Below are 17,965 nucleotides of genomic sequence, written 5' to 3'. Positions count from 1 at the left end.
TCGGCGCCGGCCGACCGGAAGGCTCAGGCGAACGCGTTCACGCCCGTGAGCTCCGCCGACAGCGTCCACAGGCGCTCCGCCTGCTCCGGGTCGGTCGCCCACGCCTTGACGCCGCCGCTCTCGTCGCCGTCGACGGCGGGCTCCGCGATGTCGCAGTCCTCCAGGTAGACGCCGCCCATCCCGGCCAGTTGGGGCGAGGTCGCCGCCCACACCTGTGTGGCCGCCCCCTGCTCCGGGCTCTTGAAGCCCGAGGGGTTGAGCACGTTGCCCTGCTCGTCGATCCAGCCGCGCTCCACCATCTCCGCCTTGGGCAGGTGGCGCTGCAACGGGGTGAGGATGCCGCCCGGGTGGAGCGAGAAGGCCCGCACACCGCGGTCGGCGCCGAGCCGGTCGAGGTGGACGGCGAACAGGACGTTCGCCGACTTGGCCTGGCCGTAGGCCTGCCACTTGTCGTAGCCGGTCCGCCAGTGGACGTCGTCCCAGCGCATCCCGGAGAAGTGGTGGGCGCGCGAGGACACCGAGACCACGCGGGCGCCGCCGGGCTCGATCGCCGGCCACAGCCGGTTGACCAGCGCGAAGTGACCGAGGTGGTTGGTCGCGAACTGCGCCTCCCAGCCGGGCCCGACCCGCGTCTCCGGACAGGCCATGATCCCGGCGTTGTCGATGACGAGGTCGACCGTGCGGCCCGAGTCGAGGAACCGTTCGGCGAAGGCGCGCACGCTTTCCAGGTCGTCGAGGTCGAGTTCGTCCAGTTCGACACCTTCGAGGCCGGCCAGGGCCTTCCAGGCGGTGTCGGGACGCCGGGCCGGGACGACGACCCGGGCGCCCGCCTTCGTGAGCGCCCGGGTGGTCTCCAGACCGAGCCCCGAGTAGCCGCCGGTGACGATGGCGAGCTTGCCGGACAGGTCGATGCCCGCGAGAACCTCGTCGGCGGTGCTGTGGGCGCCGAACCCCGAACCGATCTTGTGCTGTGCAGTGCTCATGACGGGAACGCTACGAATTGGAGTGCTCTCGAAGTCAACCCCACAACACGCCCACACCACCCGGGCACCGGGCCCGGACAAGAGGAAGCCCCGACCGGACGGGGGAATCACGGTCGGGGCGGTCTGGCGGTGGATACGGACGGCGGTCGCCTCTCGGCGAAACGCTCCACAGGGCTTCAGCCGAACGATCGTCCCTGTGGGCAAAAGGTGAGGCCCGGGGACACTGTCCCGTCCGTACCCACGGTCTGTTCAACGGGCAACGACCCTTGGGTGTTCCACCGTTCAGGGCGTTTGCGGGTGAGCTGTGTCACCCGTTCCGACCGGCCGGAACGGTCTCGCTCCACAGGTTCTCGGCCTGCAGCAGCAGGCTCCCCAGCACCGTCGTGCCGTCGCCCCCGTTCCCGGCGTGCTCCCGCAGCCCGTCCTGGAGCTGTTCGCGCAGCTCCCGCATCGCCGACTCGGCATGGTCGTCCGGCCGGGACTGGCCGTCGGCCGTCAGCAGCCGGTCGCTCTCCGCTTGACAGGCGTCGCCGATCAGCTGCAGGAGGTCGGCGTAGGCGTCCAGCACCGGCCTGGCGGGTGGCGCGGAGGTGCGGCCGTCGTCGGCGGCCACGGCCAGGGTCCGGGTGAGCGCGCGGATGTGCCCGGTGACACGGCTCCAGCGCTCGTCGTCCTCTTCCGGCGGGACGGACTCGGGAAGCCGCCGTACGGCACGCCGCGGGGCGGCGGTCAGCCGCAGGCTCTCCCGGCTCCAGCCACGCGCGGACCGCAGCGCGCCCAGCCGGCGTTCCAGCCGGGACGAGGCATGAGACCAGCCCTGCGCGTCCCACTCGCCGTCCCGCAGGTCACCGGCCACGGTGTACAGCACGTCGCCCGCCTCCCGAGCCAGCGCCGCGAGGTTCTCGCGTACGTCCCGCAGATGGATCGGCGGAAGCACCAACGCGTTCACGGCGATTCCGATGACGGCGCCGAGCGCGGCCTGACCCACCCGGTGGCTGACGGCCGAGACGTCGGCGGCGCCGGTGGAGAGGGTGAACAGCGCGGTGGTGGCGCCGTAGATCCCCTGGTCGCCGAAGCGCGGCCAGTTCGCCAGCAGCATCAGCAGCGGCACCGACAGCGCCACGGCACCCAGCGTGTTCCCGGTGACGGCCAGGGCCAGCGACGCCAACAGCGCCCCGGCGCAGATCGCCGTGAACTGGCGAGCGGCCTGCATCAACGAGCTGTACACGGTGGCCTGCACCAGGACGACCGCCACCCAGGGCGCCATCAGGGCCATCGGGTCGCCCAACCACACGCCCGCCACGAGCCAGGCGAGGATCGCGGCGACCGAGGCCTTGAGCGACTGCACGAGCAGATCGCGCTCCCGCCCGGGCCCCCGGCAGGCGGCACGGGCTGACCGCCCGACGGCATGTGCCTCCTGCCGCAGCGCGTGCGTCGGGCGGGGCTGTCGACGTAGAGCTTCCGTCACACCAGTCATCTGTGGTGGGTTCCGTGCCGTCCGGCACGTCATGCCAAGGGACTGTCCGCAAGGGATGCCAGCAGGTGGGCCGGATCGTCGTAGATCGCCTGCGCGCCCGCCTCCTCCAGGTCGGAGCGCGGGATGCCGCCGCACAGGACGCCGACGCAGCGCACGCCGGCCCGGGAGCCGGCCCGCATGTCCCAGACGGTGTCGCCGACGAAGACCGCGTGCTCCGCGGGCACCCCGGCCAGCTCCAGCGCGTGTTCGACGGGCTCGGGGGCGGGCTTGCCCTCCGTCACGTCGTCGGCGCTCGCGGTGGCCATGATCGCGTCGTCCGCGGAGATCGCCCGGCGCAGCGCCGCCAGCTCCGCCCCGCCCGCCGAGGTGGCGAGCACCACCCGCCAGCCGTCCCGGTCGAGGCGGCGCAGCAGCCGACCGGCGTCCTGGAGCGCCGGCAACCGGTCGAAGTACTGCCCGTACAGGGCCTTGTGGGCGGCGCTGAGCTCGTCGTCCTGGTCCTTGTCGCGGTCGTCGCCGAGGAGATGGGCGACGAGGTCGTCGGAGCCGAGTCCGATGGCCCGATGGACGGCGTGCATCGGCACCTGGTGGCCCGCCTGCCGGAGCGCCTCCCACCACGTCGTCACATGCAGGTGATTGGTGTCCACCAGAGTGCCGTCGACGTCGAACACTGCCGCGCGTTGCATGAACCGCCCCTTTCCTGTGGTGCCCTCCCTAGTACCACGTCAGACGTTCGCCACTCGGGACGGCACCCGGCCCTCGCGGGACCAGTCCAGCAGCTCCTCCAGAGCCCAGGTGGTCACGATCCGCTCGGCGGGCACCCCGCACTCCTCCGCCCGCGCGCACCCGAGGATCTGCCAGTCGAGCTGGCCGGGCGCGTGCGCGTCGGTGTCGACCGAGAACAGCACGCCCGCGTCGACCGCCCGGCGCAGCAGCCGGCGCGGCGGGTCGAGGCGCTCGGGACGACTGTTGATCTCCACCGCCGTGCCGGACTCGGCGCACGCGGCGAACACCTCGTCCGCGTCGAACTCCGACTCGGGCCGCCCCCGCCCGGTCACCAGCCGTCCCGTGCAGTGCCCGAGGACGTTCGCGTGCGGATCGCGTACGGCGGCCACCATGCGCCGGGTCATCGACCGGGCGTCCATGCGCAACTTGGAGTGCACGGACACCACCACCACGTCCAGCCGCTCCAGGAGTTCCGGTTCCTGGTCCAGCGAGCCGTCGTCGAGGATGTCGCACTCGATGCCGGTGAGCAGCCGGAACGGCGCCCATGTCTCGTTCAGCGCCGCCACCACGTCCAGCTGGTGCCGCAGCCGCTCCGGGGACAGCCCCCGGGCCACGGTCAGCCGCGGTGAGTGGTCGGTCAGCACCGCCCACTCATGGCCGAGTTCCGCCGCGGTCCGGCCCATCTCCTCGATCGGGCTGCCGCCGTCCGACCAGTCGGAGTGCAGATGGCAGTCGCCCCGCAACAGCGCCCGCAGCTTCTCGCCGCCCTGGTGCCGTGGCGCGGTGGACTCACCCTCCAGCTTCTCCAGGTAGCCCGGCACCCCTCCGTCCAGCGCCTCACTCACCACCTGCGCCGTCTTCGGGCCGACGCCCTTGAGCGACTCCAGCGACCCGGCCCGCGCGCGCTCGCGCACCTCGTCCGCGGGCAGCTCGGCCAGCACCCGGGCCGCCGTACGGAAGGCACGGACGCGGTACGTCGGTGCCAGGGACCGCTCCAGCAGGAAGGCGATCCGCTCCAGGGCTTCGACGGGATCCATCGCCACCTCCTCCTCCAGGGTTCCCCACGCCCATGGGGCCCGCACGACGGGCGGCCGGTTTGTCGGGTACATCGCCGGGTACTGCGATGCCTCGTCGGATGTCATCAGGACCTCGGACCCCGGACGTCCGGCAACCGCCTCGTCGCCCCAGACGACGCTCCCCTTCCCGAGGAGGCCCAGATGTCCGCCCCCACCGCACCTCGCACCAAGGTGGCCGTGATCACCGGAGCCGACTCCGGTATCGGCAGGGCCACCGCCGTCCGGCTGGCCCGGGCGGGGATGGACATCGGCATCACGTGGCACACCGATCTCCAAGGTGCCGAGGAGACCGCCGAGGAGGTCCGCGCCCACGGGCAGCGGGCCGCCGTGGCCCAGATGGACCTCACACGGCTGCCCGTCGCCGCCGGCACGGTCGACGAACTGTGCGACCGGCTCGGCCGCCTCGACGTCCTGGTCAACAACGCGGGCACGGGCACCATGACGCCCTTCCTCGACCTGGAGCTCGACACCGTCCGCGAGGTCCTCGACGTCGACCTCGTCGGCCCTTTCCTCTGCGGCCAGCGGGCCGCTCGGCACATGATCCGGCAGGGCTCCGGCGGCCGGATCGTCAACGTGACCTCCGTCCACGAGCACCAGCCGCGGGTCGGCGCCGCCCCGTACTGCGCGGCCAAGGGCGGCCTCGGGTTGCTCACCCAGGTGATGGCCCTGGAACTCGCCGAACACGGCATCACCGTCAACGCGGTCGCACCCGGCGAGATCGCCACCCCGATGACGGGTCAGAAGGACACCGACGTCCACACCGAGGACCGCCCCGGCGTCCCGCTCGGCCGTCCGGGGGACGCACGTGAGGTCGCGGGCGTGATCGCCTTCCTCGCCGGCCCCGAGGCCACGTACGTCACCGGCGCGTCCTGGAGTGTCGACGGCGGCATGCTCCGGATGGGCCCTCAGGCCGGCTCGCACCTCGGAGACGACGAATGGCGGCGCCCTTGAGACTGCGCACCAGTGCCTGCGACCGCCCCGGCTTCACCCGGGTCCGCTGCGGGAGGGGATTCCGTTACCGGGACTCCGAGGGCGAGCCGATCACCGACCCGGACGTGCTCGCCCGCATCCGCGCCTTGGCACGACCTGCACGGAGCCGACCTGAACGAGGCGCTGTGCCGGCTGGCCGGCACCGAGATCACGGCCAAGGACTTCCGCACCTGGCACGCCACGGTGCCGGCGGCCGTCGGCCTCGCCGTCACCGCCCAGGAGGCCCGGGCCACCCCGACGGCCCGCCGCCGCCAGATGGCCCGGACGGTGCGCGAGGTCAGCCACTACCTGGGCAGCACGCCCGCGGTGTGCCGCGCCTCCTACATCGACCCACGGGTCTTCGAGCTGTTCGAAGAGGGGGAGACGATCGCCCCCGCGCTCACCCGGCTGGGCGAACACGGGGACTTCGGGCGGCCGGCCACCCAGGGCGCGGTCGAGGCGGCGGTCCTCGACCTGCTCGGCGGATGACGCACGACTCTCCCTCCCGCGCGATGCGTTCTACGCTCGTTCCATGACCGAAATCGCGAGCCCGCACATCGCCAATCCGCGGATCATCGTGCTCGGGGTCCAGCCGACCACGCCTCCCTTCCGGATCGTGGAGATCGACGGGGAGGTGGTCGGCGAGGCGAGGGCCGTCACCGACGTCCTGGAGGCGGCCGCCGCCTTCGGTATCACGGTGCACGACCTGGACGACCCGGACGTGGTGCGCTGGGTGGGCGGCGACAAGTTCACCTGGACCCGGCACTGACCCACCGGTTCAGCCGACGGTCCACTTCTGGTTGGCGCCGCCCGTGCAGGTCCACAGCTGCAACCGCGTGCCGTTGGCCGAGCTGTTTCCGGTCACGTCGAGGCACTTGTCGGCCTGCGGGTTGACGATGTCGCGTGCGCCCGTGACGGTCCACCGCTGGGCGCCGGAGCCGTTGCAGTCGTAGAGCTGGACCGCTGTCCCGTCCGCGGTGCCGCCGCCCGTCACGTCCAGGCACTTCCCGAGCGCGCGGATCGTTCCGTCCGAGCCGACGGTCCACTGCTGGGCGGCGGTGCCGTTGCAGTCGTAGAGCTGGACGGCCGTCCCGTTCGCGGGGGTCGCCCCGGCGACGTCCACGCACTTGCCGGCCAGGCCCCGGATCGCCGTCCCCGTCGCCGTGTCGCCGGTGGTCACCGACACGTGGTCCACCACGAGCTGCTGCGGAAAGACCGTGGAGCCGTCCGGGTCGCCGGGCCAGTAGCCGCCGACCGCGAGGTTCAGGATCAGGAAGAACGGCTTGTTGAACACCCAGGTGCGGCCGCCCAGGTCGGCGGGGGTGCGGCGCTGGTAGCCGTTCCCGTCCACGGACCAGGTGATCGAGTCGGGTGCCCAGTCGACGGCGAAGGTGTGGAAGGCGTCCGCGAAGGCCTGGCCGTTCGGCAGGGAGTAGCCGGCGCCTATGCCGCCCGAGCCGGAGTAGCCGGGGCCGTGGATCGTGCCGTGCACGGTAGAGGGCTCGAAGCCGACGTTCTCCATGACGTCGATCTCGCCCGAGTCCGGCCAGTTGACCGGGGTGCCGAGCATCCAGAACGCCGGCCACATGCCCTGCCCGCGCGGGATCTTCATCCGCGCCTCGACGTGCCCGTACTGCGCCGTGAACTTCCCGGAGGTGTTCAGCCGGGCCGAGGTGTACTGGCAGGTGCCGTACCAGCACTGGTAGTTCGCCGGGTTCTCGCGCCGCGCCGTGATCACGAGATGGCCCTGGCCGTCCAGAGCGGCGTTCTTGTTGCCCGACGTGTAGTACTGCCGCTCATGGTTGTTGACGTTGTCGCCGGTCTCGATCTGCCACTTCGAGGAGTCGACGGCGGCTCCGGCGGGCCCGTCGAAGGTGTCGGAGAAGGTCACCGCCGCGGCGGACGAGGCCGCGGCGGGTGGGTCCGCCTGGGCGGTACCCGACGAGATGAGGACGGCGGACAGGGCGGCGAGGAGACATCTGCGCAGCAGGCGTGAGGCGGCCACGGCTCTTCCTTCGAGGTGGGGGGTGAAGGTGTCGCCTCTTGATTTAAGGAGTGAGTTAAGGGCTCGTCAATACTTTGGTACGGACCAGGAGTTGAGCCAGGAGGGATTCCCTACGCCTTCTTCGCCGACTTGGCGGCCGACTTCTTGGCGGCCGGCTTCTTGTGCACCGCCCGGCTCAGCCGCCGTCCCAGCAGCAGATAGCCGATCAGAGCGCCGGAGGTGTTGAGGATGACGTCGTCGATGTCGAAGGCCCGCCCCTCCACGAGCGCTCCCTGTGCGAATTCGACGAGCAGCATCACCACGGCCGTCAGCAGCACGATCCGCAGCAGCCCCCGGGTCTTGGGAGCGATGATCGGCACCAGGACTCCGAACGGCACGCCCAGCAGGATGTTCCCGCCGATCTGCTTGACCGCGTCCCGCATCTCGGGCTGGTCCAGATAGGCCTTGAGGGAGTCACCGGGATGCAGGTTGGTGTGTGTCAGGTCCACCGAAGCCGGCGACGGTTCGAGGGTCAGTCGTGCCAGGACGACGGCGAACGCCACCATGAAGGCGAACGCGAACACCATCGCCACGAAACGCACGACGAGGGAGAGCGGATCGCGCCGCGGGCGGGCGGGCTTCGCCGCCCGCTCGGTCTTGGTGGTGCCGGTGTCCGACCCCGCTCGCGAACGTGAGGGCGCCCAGGCCATTAAGTCCTCCACTCTCAACTTCCCCGTGTCGTGGGGCGATTACCCCCGAACGGTCCGAGAATGCCGCCGCGCCCCGACCGGCCCCGGTTTCCCTTCGTACGGTCGGGGCACTCCGGGCTGAGTACCGCGCGCGTCGCCACCGCACGCCCTCGGGCCGGTGTTTGGATGGCGCGCGACGGACCTGTCCCAGGCAGCGGTGGCGAGGAGGTGGCGCATGAACGGGCGTACGACACTCCTCGCCACGGCCGAACTCCTCGGCTGGTGGACCGCGCTCGCCGTCCTCTGGCTCGTGTTCATCAGCACCGTGGACACTCTGGAGCTCACGGTCGGCGCCGCCGTCGCCGGCCTCGGCGCACTCGCCGCCCGGGCCGCCCGAAGGTCGGTGACGGGCCGGTGAACGGCTGGATCCTCGCGGCGACCGTCACCCTCGGCGGGGGAGTGGGCGCCACCGTGTGGGGCGTCGCCACCGGACCGCTCGGGCGCCGGGTCGTGGCACAGAACCTGTGCACCGCCTTCGCCTGCCCCGCCCTCCTGCTGCTCTCCCAGGGCTACGACCGTCCCTCCTACGTCGATCTCGCCCTGGTCCTCGCCCTGCTGGGCCCGGTCGGCACCCTCGTCTTCGCCAGGCTGCTCGCCGACGAACTGGCCGAGGACCCGCCGAGCGCCTGGGGCCTGACCTACGCGGCCGCCGCGGTCGGCGCGGTGGTCGTACTCGCGGTGTGCGTGACCGTCGGCCCGAGCCGGGCCATGGCCAAGCTCCTGGTCGTCGGTGTCCTGCTGATCGGCGGGAACCTCGTCGCCTCACGCGCCCTGTCCGGCGGGTTCCCGGAGCTCCGCCGTGGCTGACGCGGTGATCGTCGTCGCCCTGGTGCTGGTCGCCGTCTCCGCGACGGCGGCGGTGGCCGTCCGCGACCCCGTGCGCCAGGCCCTCGTGCTGGCCGTGCTCGGCGTGGTCCTGGCGGTCCTGTTCACCGTGCTCCAGGCACCCGACGTGGCCCTGTCGCAGCTGGCGGTCGGCTCCGCCCTCACCCCGCTGCTGCTCCTGCTCGCGGTCCACAAGGTGAAGCGGCGCGGGCGGAAGGAAGGACGCCACCGGTGAGCCGACGCGTCCGACTGTGGCTCCTGGCGGTGGGCGGCGCGGGTCTGGCGACCCTCTTCGTGGCCGCCGCCCTCGACCTGCCCGCCTTCGGCGGCGACCACCACCCCTACGGCGACCGCGCCGTCCACGCCTCCCTGGCCCGGCACACCGCCAACGTCATCGCCTCCGTCAACTTCGACCAGCGCGCCTTCGACACCCTCGGCGAGATGACCATCCTCTTCGCGGCCGTCGTCGGCTGCGGGGTCCTGCTGCGGCAGACCCGTGACGAACACCGCGACCGCCCCGCCCCCGAGAAGGTGGCCCGCCCGGTCCGCCGCCACGCCCTCCTCGTCCTGCCCGTCGCCCTGCTCACCGGCCTCTACGTGATCGCCCACGGCCAGCTGAGCCCCGGCGGCGGCTTCCAGGGCGGGGTCGTCGCCGCGACCTCCCTGCACCTGCTCTACCTGGGCGCCGACTACCGGGCCCTGGAACGTGTCCGGCCGGTCGGCCTGTACGAGACCGGCGACGCGATCGCGACCTCCGCCTACGTCGTCACCGGCCTCGCCGGACTGATCGGCGGTACGGCCTTCCTCGCCAACACCGTGCTGCCGTACGGCACCTTCAACACGCTGTCCTCCGGCGGCACCGTCCCCCTGCTGAACGCGGCCGTCGGCATGGAGGTCGCCTGCGCGGTCGTCGTCCTGCTCGCCCGCTTCCTGGACCAGGCCGTCGAGATCGAGGAGGGGAACGGGAAGTGATGGACGTCTTTCCCTATCTGGTGGCCGGATGGGTCTTCCTGGCCGGCTGTTACGGCCTCGCCACCAGCCGCAACCTGATCCACGCCGTCGGCTGTCTGTCCGTGTGCCAGGCCGCCACCTACGTGCTGCTGCTCACGGTCGGCTACCGCGACGGCGCCACCGCCCCCGTCTTCTCCGACCTGAAACCCGGCTCGCGCCCGGTCGTCGACCCGGTCGTGCAGGCCCTGACGCTGACCGATGTCGTCGTCGGCGCCACCGTCACCGCCCTGCTGCTCGCCCTCGTCGTGCAGGTCGCCAAACGGCACGGCACGGTCGATCCCGACGAACTCTCCGAGCTGCGCGGCTGATGGACGCTTCGCTGCCCCTGCTGGTGGCCGTACCGCTGCTCGGCGCCGCCCTGCTGGTCGCCGGCGGCCGCCTGGTGCCCCGGCCCGTCGCCGAGACCGTCGGCTGCGCGGTGTCCGCGGGCACGGCCGCCCTCGCCCTCGTCCTCCTGCTGAACTGCTCCCCGCCCTTCCTGGAGTGGGCCGGCGGCTGGACCCCCGTGGAGGGACAGAGCGTCGGCATCGTCCTGATCGGCGACGGGCCCGGCCTCGGCATGGCCGCGCTGGCATCCCTGCTCACCCTGTCGGCGCTGGCGTACTCCTGGCCTACTTCGACGAACCGCCGCGCGGTCACGCCGGTTCCTTCCCCGCGCTCCTGCTGCTCTTCCAGGGCGGCATGTGCGGGTTCGCGATCGCGGGCGACCTGTTCAACGCGTTCGTGTGGTTCGAGCTGATGAGCGTCGTGGCGTACGCCCTCACCGGCCACCGGGTCGAGGAGGCCAGGGCCGTGCAGGGCGCGCTGACCTTCGCGGTCGTCACCTCGCTCGGCGCCTACGCCATGCTCATGGGCATCGGGCTGCTGTACGCGCGCACCGGCGAGCTGGGCATGCACCGGATCGGGCGCGGGCTGGACGCGCACGGCCGCCCCGACGCCCTGGTCCTCACCGCGTTCGTCCTGGTCATGACCGGACTGCTGGTCAAGGCGGCCGCCGTCCCCTTCCACTTCTGGCTGCCCGACGCGCACGCCGTCGCCCCCACCCCCGTGTGCATGCTGCTGTCGGGGGTCATGGTCGAACTCGGCACCTTCGGCATCTGGCGCGTCTACGGCACGGTCTTCTCCGGACCCGGCGGCGTCCCGGCCGCCGAGTTCGAGCGGGCCCTCGTGGTGCTCGGCGCGCTGACGGCAGTGATCGGCGCGGTGATGTGCTGGTACCAGAGGCACATCAAACGACTGCTGGCCTACTCGACGGTCGCCCACACCGGGCTCTTCCTCATCGGCATCGGCGTCCTGAAGCCCGAGGCCGACGACGGGATCGCCCTGTACGTTCTCGGCCACGCCGGAGTGAAGGCGGCCCTGTTCGCGTGCACCGGCATCCTCCTCGACCGGTACGGCAGCGTCGACGAGCACGCCCTGCACGGCAAGGCCCGCGAACTCAAGGGCGTCGCCGTGCTGTTCGTCCTGGGAGCCCTCGGCCTCGCGGGCCTGCCGCCGTTCGGCACGGCACTCGGCAAGTCGGTGACGGAGGAGGCCGTCGGAGGCCCGCTCACGGTGCTGTACGTGGCGGCGAGCGCGGTGACCGCCGGGGCCGTGCTGCGGGTCGCCGCCAGGGTGTTCGGCGGCCTGGGCCCCACGCCCGAGGTGGGTTCGGGGTACGAGACCACCGGGTCCGGTGAGCGGCCCGAGACCCGGCACCGGCTCGGCCGGATCCCGGACACCATGACGGCGGTGCCCGCCGTGCTGCTCGCCGGAGCCGTGGCCGTCGGCGTGGCTCCCGGTTTCGCGAAGGTGGTCGCCCACTCCGTGAACGAGACCGGATCCGCGGGGGTGTTCACCTCCGTCCACTGGACCCCGGCCGGGGTCCTGCTCGGCCTGGTCTCGACCCTGCTGGCCGGGGTCCTCGCCCTCCTCGCCGTCATCCGCCCGAAGCCGTTCGCCGCACCGGACCGGGCGCTGCCGCTGCGGCGCCTGCAGTCCGGGCACGTCGGCGACTACGTGGCCTGGGTACTGGTCGGCACCACCGTGCTCGGCGCCCTCACCCTGCCGGGCATGCTCGGCGGCTGATCAGCTGCCGTAGGTGACCTCGACCTTCTTGAAGCCGAGCGAACTCAGCAGGCCCTTCAGCATGTTGGTGGTGTTGGTCTCGGCCCGCTTCGTCAGCTCGCTCTCCTTCGCCGCCTCGTTGATGTGCTTCACCGCGAGCTTCTGCACGGCCTGTTCGCCGTTGGGGTTGTCGGAGAAGAAGTCGCCGAGCCGGTCGAGCAGACCGCGCTGCTTGGAGACCGCGTAGGAGCGGTCGGCGTCCAGCGTGGCCTTGCCGAGCTGCGCGTGCGGCAGATGGAGGGTGGCGGCCGTGCGGTCCTCGTTGACCGTCACGTCGTTCTTGGCGACCTTGCCGAGGTCGACGTAGGCGTCGACGGCGCCCGCCCCGACATACAGGGTGCGGGAGCCGCGGATCGCGTCGGGCAGGTACTTGGTGTCCTTCTCCAGGTCCACGACGACCTGGAAATTGCCGGAGGCGGCGTCGTAACGGCTGATGTCCTGGATGGACTCCAGAAGTGCGGGACCCGAACGGTCGTGGGTCTCCGTGCCGAACAGGTCCTTGAGGCCAGGGAGCACACTGAACCGGATCCCGGCGAAGAACACCACGAGCACCACCACGACGGCGGTCAGTATCTTCGCCCAGCCGGGCATGCGCCTGGACACGCGCCTGATGGGAGTCGTCATGCGACGGCCCTCCTTCCTATTGCACGGATGCCCAGGGATGACCCTCAAAAGCCCTGCGGGACCGTCTTGTTGGCTGATTGGGACACTGCCGGGACACAGCGGGGCGCACTAGCGTGGAGAACTCTGTGTACCGGCGTGTCTGGAGACTTGGATGAGCACGGACAGCACGTCCCGGACCCTTCGTCCCATGCACCGCATCCCCCTGCCCGAGAACGGCCCGCCCCGGCTCACCGCCCTGGCCACCGGCACCCCGGTGTGGCTCGTGACCCGCTACGCCGATGTGCGCCAGGTGCTCATGGACCCCCGCTTCAACAGGAAGTCCCTCAGGGACGCGGACGCCCCGCCCCTGCTCGTCGTACCGAACCTGCTGGACTCCCCGGACGGCCTGCTCAACCAGGACGGCCCGTCCCACCAGCTGCTGCGGGGCACGGTCCAGCGGGCCTTCACCCCCCGCGCGGTCGCCCGCTGGCGGCCTTGGACCGCCTCCGTGGTGGAGACCCTCCTCGACGACCTCGCGGGGCAGCCGCAACCGGCCGACATCGTCGAGGGGTTCACCCGTCGGCTGCCGGTGTCGGTGATCTCCCGGCTGATGGGCCTTGAACACGCCGACTGGGAGCGCATCCGGGGCTGGGCCGACCACGCCCTGTCCGGCGGTGCCCACAGTGCCGAGGAAGTCGGCGCGGCCATGCGGGAGTTCGGTCTGTTCTGCGCGGAACTGCTCGCCGAACGGCGCAAGGAGCCGGGTGACGACCTGGTGAGCGCCCTGGTCGTCGCCGGCGACGAGCTCGGGATCGAGGAGCCCCGACTGGTCGTCCTGGTCCTGGGCCTGGTCGTCGCCGGACACGAGACGACGATGACCGCTCTCGGCAACATCGTCGTCCACCTCCTCACCGACGGGCGCCACGCCTGGCCGGGCCTCGCCGAGAGCCAGGAGGCGGCCGAGACCGCGGTCGAGCAGCTCCTGCGCACCATCCCGTTGAGCGAGGGGAGGGTGCTGCCCGGGCTGATCCGCCGGGCCGTGGAGGAGGTCGAGGTCGGCGGCGTGACGATTCCGGCGGGGGCCGTGGTCGCCGTCCAGACCAACGCGGCGAACAGGGACCCCGACGTCTTCCCGCAGCCCGACGAGACCGATCTGTTCGCCCCGCTGACCACACCGAGCGTGGTCTTCGGCGCCGGTCCCCACCACTGCCTGGGCGCCTGGCTGGCCCGACTGGAGCTGGGGCTGGCCCTGCATCGGCTGGCGGTCCGGTTCCCCGGACTGCGGGCCGAGTTCACGCCGGAGACGATCGCGTGGCGGGAGGGACAGATGACACGGGGGCCGCGGCGGCTGCCGGTGTCGTGGTGAGTACTCCTAGTGAGGCTTGAGTTCCCGGTCGCCCGAGGGCCTGGACCACCACACCCCCTCGCCGTGCGTGAGACCGGGCAGCCGCAGTTCGATCTCGCGCGCCCTCCGGGCCGGGAGCTCGCCGGTGATCACCCATGCGGTGCTGCCGCCGGTCGTTCCGGTGAACTCGGCCCCCGCCGAGGCGAGTTGCGCGGTGATCGTGGCCAGCGCGTCGAGGGGGACCTCCGCCTCGAACGCGTGGTACGGCTCGAACAGCCGCGTCCCGGCCTGCTCCAGGGCCCGGCGCAGCACGATCGGCGTGAGACCCCGGAAGTCGGCGGCGGTACTGAGCGGACCGATGAAACCGGAGCGGAAGAGAACGACCCGGTAGTCCGTCACGGTCGCGCCCGTCAGCCCGGTCCGCATGCTCGCGTGGACCGTCTCCTCGATGGCCTGGTGGAATGCCCGGGGGAGTGCGCCGAGTTCCGTCTCGTATGCGAACACCCCGCCGGAGCCCCGCTCGCCCGGCTCGACCCGCAGTCCGATCGTCGCCCAGTAGCGGGTCCCGAGATGCCAGGGATTGCTCTCGTCAGCCTCCCCCGAACCGCGCGGGCGCTCCAGATACCGGACCCGGGCCGGCTCGAAGTCCGCCTCGACACCGAAGTCCTGGGCGAGGGTCGCCGCGAGCACCTCCATCTGGACCTCGCCGTACAGGAGCAGTGCGGTGGCGCCCCCGGTCGTGGGACGGGCGTGGATCAGCGGGTCCTGGTCGGCGAGGTCCAGCAGCGCCGAGCGCAGCCGAGCCGCCTGTTCGGGTTGGCGGGCGGTGACCAGGGTCTCCAGCGTCGGGGGCGCGAACTGCGGTGCGTGCTCGGTCACTTCGCCGAGCCGGTCGCCCACCCGCAGGCCGGAGGAGAAGACCAGCGCCGCGATGTTCCCCGCGGTCAGCGGCCCGGCGAGACGGGTGACCCGGCCGGACACCCGGCTGGTCGTCCCGTCGGCCTCGCGCCTGAGGAGGGTGAGGCGCTGCCGTTCGGTCACCTCACCGCCGTAGAGCCGCAGGTACGCGGTGCGCTCGCCGCCGGGTCCGGGCCGCACCGCGAACACCGTCCCGCGCGGATCACCCGCGGTTGTCACGGGAGGGCGGGGAATCAGCCGGATCATCCCTTCGACCAGTTCGGGGATGCCCTGGCCGCCGAGGGCGGAGCCGAAGAACACGGGGTGGAAGGAGCCGTCGGCGGTGCGGGCGGCAAGGGCCTTGTCGAGGTCGTCCGGGGTGGGCTCGGGGCCGTCCACGACCGCGGTGAGGATGTCCGGGTCCACGTCGGCGAGAGCCTCGGCCAGTCGCCGGTCGTCCTTCGCGAGGACCCTCACGCGGGCGCCGGACGTGCCGATGCCCGCCGCCTGCGTCAGCGGGGCGACGTGCGGCGTCAGCCGGCGTCGGATGTCGGCGAGCAGGTCCTCGGCGCGGGCGCCCGCCCGGTCGATCTTGTTGACGAGGACCAGGGTGGGCAGCCGCAGCCTGCGCAAGGTCCGCATCAGTACCCGGGTCTGCGCCTGTACGCCCTCCACGGCGGACAACAGCAGCACCGCGCCGTCGAGTACCTCCAGGGCACGCTCGACCTCGGCGATGAAGTCGGAGTGGCCCGGGGTGTCGATGAGGTTGATCCGGGTGTCGCCGACGGTGAAGGAGGCGACCGCGGAGCGGATGGTGATGCCGCGCTGCCGCTCGATCGCGCCGTCGTCCGTGCGGGTGTCACCGGTGTCGACGCTGCCGAGCCGGTCGATCGCGCCGTGGTCGAACAGCAGCCGCTCGGTGAGGCTGGTCTTACCGGCGTCGACGTGGGCCAGAATGCCGATGTTCAGGGTGGTGTGCATGCGTGGTCGAGTCCTCGAGAACCGTGGGCCGAAGGGGGCGCTGGGTCGATTCGAGAAGTCGGCGCATGCGAGGGATCCTGACGGTGGGGAGAGACGGACGCGGCCATCATGGCGCCCGCGGACCGGGGCACCGCAACCGAATATCGGCCGGCAGTAGCATGAGCCCGGCAGCCCGAGATGATCATCCTAGGAGCAGGTCCGTGCGAGACATCGCCGTGTTCAGCGGTAGCGCCCACTCCGAGCTGGCGGCGGAGGTCTGCGCGCATCTCGGTGTGCCGCTCAGCCCCACCCGGGTCAGCCGGTTCGCCAACGACTGCCTGGAGGTGCAGCTCCAGGCGAACTGCCGGGAGCGGGACGTCTTCCTCATCCAGCCGCTGGTCAGGCCGGTCCAGGAACACCTGGTGGAACTGCTGCTGATGTGCGACGCGGCACGCGGTGCCTCGGCACGCCGGATCACCGTCGTCATGCCGCACTACTCCTACGCCCGCTCCGACAAGAAGGACGAGCCCCGTATCTCCCTCGGCGGGCGGCTCGTCGCCGACCTGATGGTGTCGGCGGGGGCGAGCCGTGTCCTCGCCATGACCCTGCACTCCCCGCAGGTGCACGGCTTCTTCTCGGTGCCCGTCGACCACCTGCACGCCCTGCGCGAGCTGGCCGCGCACTTCCGGCAGTACGACCTCTCCCGTACCACTGTCGTCTCCCCGGACCTCGGCAACGCCAAGGAGGCTGCCGCCTTCGCCCGGCTGATCGGCGCCCAGGTGGCCGCGGGCGCCAAGCAGCGGTTCGCCGACGACCGGGTCAGTATCAGTGACGTCATCGGCGAGGTCGCCGGACGGGACGTCATCGTGCTGGACGACGAGATCGCCAAGGGCAGCACGGTCCTGGAGCTGCTCGACAGGCTACGGGAGCTGGGGCCGCGCTCCATCCGGGTGGCGTGCACGCACGGTCTGTTCGCGCAGGGTGCCCTGAAGAGGATCGGCGAGCAGCCCGATGTACTGGAGATCGTGTGCACCAACACCGTGCCGGTCCCCGACGAGGAGCGCACCGACAAGCTGCGGATCCTGTCCATCGCCCCGGCGCTCGCCGAGGCCGTACGGCGCATTCACAACGGTGAGTCCGTCAGCGCCCTGTTCGACGCGCGGAGCGAATAGCGCACGGTCATAACGTCTCGGCCGTGGCCTCGGGCCGGCCCAGGGCCGCGTCCAGCGACGGCAGCGGGGGCAGCAGCCGGGACAGGCCGGTCACCCGGATGACCCGCAGGGTGAGCGGATGCGTGCAGACCAGGAGCAGCTTTCCGTTGTTGTCGAGCACGCGCGAGCGGGCCCGGTACAGCAGCCGAAGCCCGGAGCAGTCGAAGAACTCCACTCCGCTGAGGTCGATGACCAGTCGTGCGTCGGGATGCCCCGTGACGCGGTCCAGATGGGGGAGGAGCTCCACGGCCGCGGCGATGTCGATCTCCCCGTGGAACTCCAGCACCGTGTGACCGCGGTCCTGGTGGATGCGCAGATGCCGGGACAGCGGTGCGGACTCCTGCTGCACGACGACATCGCCTCCAACCGGCTGCACAGGCGGCATGGGGTGCGCGCACATCCGTCCCCCGCCCTGCAAGTTACCCTCGATGAGGTGAATTTGAGCATGTTCGATTGACATATGTCTTCGAATTGCGGCCGCCAGTTCGCAACGGGTTCGCGCGGGGCTCGCGCCCGGCTCACGACAGGGCGTGCCAGGCCGTGGTGAGCGCTTGACGGAACTGCTCGGTCTGGTGGGCGGTGAGGTCCCGCACCATCCGCTCCTCCAGCTCCCGCACGGGGCCCTCGTGCTGTGCGAGCAGCGCGCGCCCCTCCTCGGTCAGCAGGATCAGCAGCTCGCGGCGGTTCTTCGGATTGCGCTCGCGGCGCACCAGCCCGCGGGTCTCCAGGGAGCGCACGAGATCGGCGATCGACTGGGCGGTGACGAACGAGTCCCGGGCCAGCTGAGCCGCCGACAGTCCGTCGTGCCGCTCCAGGACCGTGAGGGCCGTGTACTGCAGAGCGGTGATCCCGGACGGCCTGACCAGGTCGTCCAGATGGGAACGGACGACCAGCTCCACCTGTTTCACCATGTAGAGGAGTGACGGGGACGCCTTGGTCACCTGTGTGTCGAGCATGGGTTCAGGCTAGACCATTGACAGGAAACCTGGCTGTAAAGAGACTGCGAACCAACAGGAATCCTGTTTGTTGAAATCTTAGCGACG

General features: G+C 71.5%; 19 protein-coding genes and 2 pseudogenes. 11 read left to right on the top strand and 10 right to left on the bottom strand.

The window, feature by feature from the left end:
• Positions 1–23 precede the first annotated feature (23 nt).
• From BFN33_RS16435 to BFN33_RS16420, 4 genes are all read right to left on the bottom strand, one after another.
• Positions 24–983 (bottom strand): SDR family NAD(P)-dependent oxidoreductase, encoded by a 960-nt coding sequence (locus BFN33_RS16435; RefSeq protein WP_069760806.1) that lies wholly within the window; start codon positions 981–983, stop codon positions 24–26.
• 307 nt (positions 984–1,290) lie between these two features.
• The gene (locus tag BFN33_RS16430; protein ID WP_069760805.1) at positions 1,291–2,460 is read right to left on the bottom strand and encodes an aromatic acid exporter family protein; all 1,170 of its coding nucleotides are present in this window, start codon (positions 2,458–2,460) and stop codon (positions 1,291–1,293) included.
• Positions 2,461–2,489: 29 nt separating this feature from the next.
• Entirely contained in the window at positions 2,490–3,146 is a 657-nt protein-coding gene (locus BFN33_RS16425) for an HAD family hydrolase (RefSeq protein ID WP_069760804.1), read from the bottom strand.
• 39 nt (positions 3,147–3,185) lie between these two features.
• Entirely contained in the window at positions 3,186–4,223 is a 1,038-nt protein-coding gene (locus BFN33_RS16420; RefSeq protein ID WP_069760803.1) for a PHP domain-containing protein, read from the bottom strand.
• Positions 4,224–4,403: 180 nt separating this feature from the next.
• Between BFN33_RS16420 and BFN33_RS16415 the strand changes: the two genes are divergently transcribed.
• The 3 genes and pseudogenes from BFN33_RS16415 (at position 4,404) to BFN33_RS16405 (ending at position 6,000) form a co-directional block, all read left to right on the top strand.
• Positions 4,404–5,213, top strand: coding sequence for an SDR family oxidoreductase (locus BFN33_RS16415; RefSeq protein WP_069760802.1), 810 nt, complete (start codon positions 4,404–4,406; stop codon positions 5,211–5,213).
• A 126-nt stretch (positions 5,214–5,339) separates the two neighbouring features.
• Positions 5,340–5,720 (top strand): annotated as a pseudogene (locus BFN33_RS16410) (DNA topoisomerase IB); the annotation flags it as partial.
• Between the two features lie 43 nt (positions 5,721–5,763).
• Complete coding sequence (locus BFN33_RS16405; protein ID WP_069760801.1) at positions 5,764–6,000, top strand: hypothetical protein; 237 nt, start codon at positions 5,764–5,766, stop codon at positions 5,998–6,000.
• A gap of 9 nt (positions 6,001–6,009) precedes the next feature.
• Here BFN33_RS16405 and BFN33_RS16400 read toward each other — a convergent pair whose 3' ends face one another.
• Positions 6,010–7,236: a glycoside hydrolase family 16 protein gene (locus BFN33_RS16400; RefSeq protein WP_069760800.1), complete on the bottom strand. Its 1,227-nt coding sequence runs from the start codon at positions 7,234–7,236 to the stop codon at positions 6,010–6,012.
• 110 nt (positions 7,237–7,346) lie between these two features.
• Positions 7,347–7,925 carry a VanZ family protein gene (locus BFN33_RS16395; RefSeq protein WP_069760799.1) on the bottom strand — a complete coding sequence of 193 codons (579 nt, stop codon included), beginning with the start codon at positions 7,923–7,925 and terminating at the stop codon, positions 7,347–7,349.
• Positions 7,926–8,139: 214 nt separating this feature from the next.
• Here BFN33_RS16395 and BFN33_RS16390 point away from each other — a divergent pair, with 214 nt between their 5' ends.
• From BFN33_RS16390 to BFN33_RS16365, 6 genes and pseudogenes are all read left to right on the top strand, one after another.
• Entirely contained in the window at positions 8,140–8,322 is a 183-nt protein-coding gene (locus BFN33_RS16390; RefSeq protein WP_069760798.1) for a hypothetical protein, read from the top strand.
• Positions 8,319–8,771, top strand: a complete 453-nt coding sequence (locus tag BFN33_RS16385; RefSeq protein WP_069760797.1) for a monovalent cation/H+ antiporter complex subunit F — start codon at positions 8,319–8,321, stop codon at positions 8,769–8,771. Before BFN33_RS16390 ends, BFN33_RS16385 begins: the two co-directional genes overlap by 4 nt.
• Entirely contained in the window at positions 8,764–9,024 is a 261-nt protein-coding gene (locus BFN33_RS16380; protein ID WP_069760796.1) for a DUF4040 domain-containing protein, read from the top strand. The genes BFN33_RS16385 and BFN33_RS16380 overlap by 8 nt, the downstream gene beginning before the upstream one ends.
• Positions 9,021–9,761: a hydrogen gas-evolving membrane-bound hydrogenase subunit E gene (gene mbhE / locus BFN33_RS16375; RefSeq protein ID WP_069760795.1), complete on the top strand. Its 741-nt coding sequence runs from the start codon at positions 9,021–9,023 to the stop codon at positions 9,759–9,761. The genes BFN33_RS16380 and mbhE overlap by 4 nt, the downstream gene beginning before the upstream one ends.
• Positions 9,761–10,108 (top strand): sodium:proton antiporter, encoded by a 348-nt coding sequence (locus tag BFN33_RS16370; RefSeq protein ID WP_069760794.1) that lies wholly within the window; start codon positions 9,761–9,763, stop codon positions 10,106–10,108. Before mbhE ends, BFN33_RS16370 begins: the two co-directional genes overlap by 1 nt.
• Positions 10,108–11,867, top strand: a pseudogene (locus BFN33_RS16365) (complex I subunit 5 family protein). The gene BFN33_RS16370 and the pseudogene BFN33_RS16365 overlap by 1 nt, the downstream one beginning before the upstream one ends.
• Here the strand turns inward: BFN33_RS16365 and BFN33_RS16360 are convergent.
• On the bottom strand, positions 11,868–12,530 hold the full coding sequence (locus BFN33_RS16360; RefSeq protein ID WP_057612942.1) for a DUF4230 domain-containing protein: 663 nt from the start codon (positions 12,528–12,530) through the stop codon (positions 11,868–11,870).
• A 151-nt stretch (positions 12,531–12,681) separates the two neighbouring features.
• Here BFN33_RS16360 and BFN33_RS16355 point away from each other — a divergent pair, with 151 nt between their 5' ends.
• Positions 12,682–13,875: a cytochrome P450 gene (locus BFN33_RS16355; protein WP_069760793.1), complete on the top strand. Its 1,194-nt coding sequence runs from the start codon at positions 12,682–12,684 to the stop codon at positions 13,873–13,875.
• A 6-nt stretch (positions 13,876–13,881) separates the two neighbouring features.
• On the opposite strand, the gene otr(A) is transcribed toward BFN33_RS16355, so the two are convergent.
• Positions 13,882–15,732: a tetracycline resistance ribosomal protection protein Otr(A) gene (gene otr(A) / locus BFN33_RS16350; RefSeq protein WP_069760792.1), complete on the bottom strand. Its 1,851-nt coding sequence runs from the start codon at positions 15,730–15,732 to the stop codon at positions 13,882–13,884.
• A 200-nt stretch (positions 15,733–15,932) separates the two neighbouring features.
• On the opposite strand from otr(A), the gene BFN33_RS16345 reads away from it, so the two are divergent.
• On the top strand, positions 15,933–16,883 hold the full coding sequence (locus BFN33_RS16345; protein ID WP_069760791.1) for a ribose-phosphate pyrophosphokinase: 951 nt from the start codon (positions 15,933–15,935) through the stop codon (positions 16,881–16,883).
• 7 nt (positions 16,884–16,890) lie between these two features.
• Here BFN33_RS16345 and BFN33_RS16340 read toward each other — a convergent pair whose 3' ends face one another.
• On the bottom strand, positions 16,891–17,271 hold the full coding sequence (locus tag BFN33_RS16340) for an anti-sigma factor antagonist (RefSeq protein WP_370743293.1): 381 nt from the start codon (positions 17,269–17,271) through the stop codon (positions 16,891–16,893).
• Between the two features lie 169 nt (positions 17,272–17,440).
• Positions 17,441–17,878: a MarR family winged helix-turn-helix transcriptional regulator gene (locus BFN33_RS16335; RefSeq protein ID WP_069760789.1), complete on the bottom strand. Its 438-nt coding sequence runs from the start codon at positions 17,876–17,878 to the stop codon at positions 17,441–17,443.
• Positions 17,879–17,965: the final 87 nt, after the last annotated feature.

It is taken from the genome of Streptomyces sp. LUP47B (assembly GCF_001746295.1).
Taxonomy (GTDB): domain Bacteria; phylum Actinomycetota; class Actinomycetes; order Streptomycetales; family Streptomycetaceae; genus Streptomyces.
Note: the sequence above shows the minus strand (reverse complement) of the source record. Positions and strands in the feature narration are given on the sequence as shown.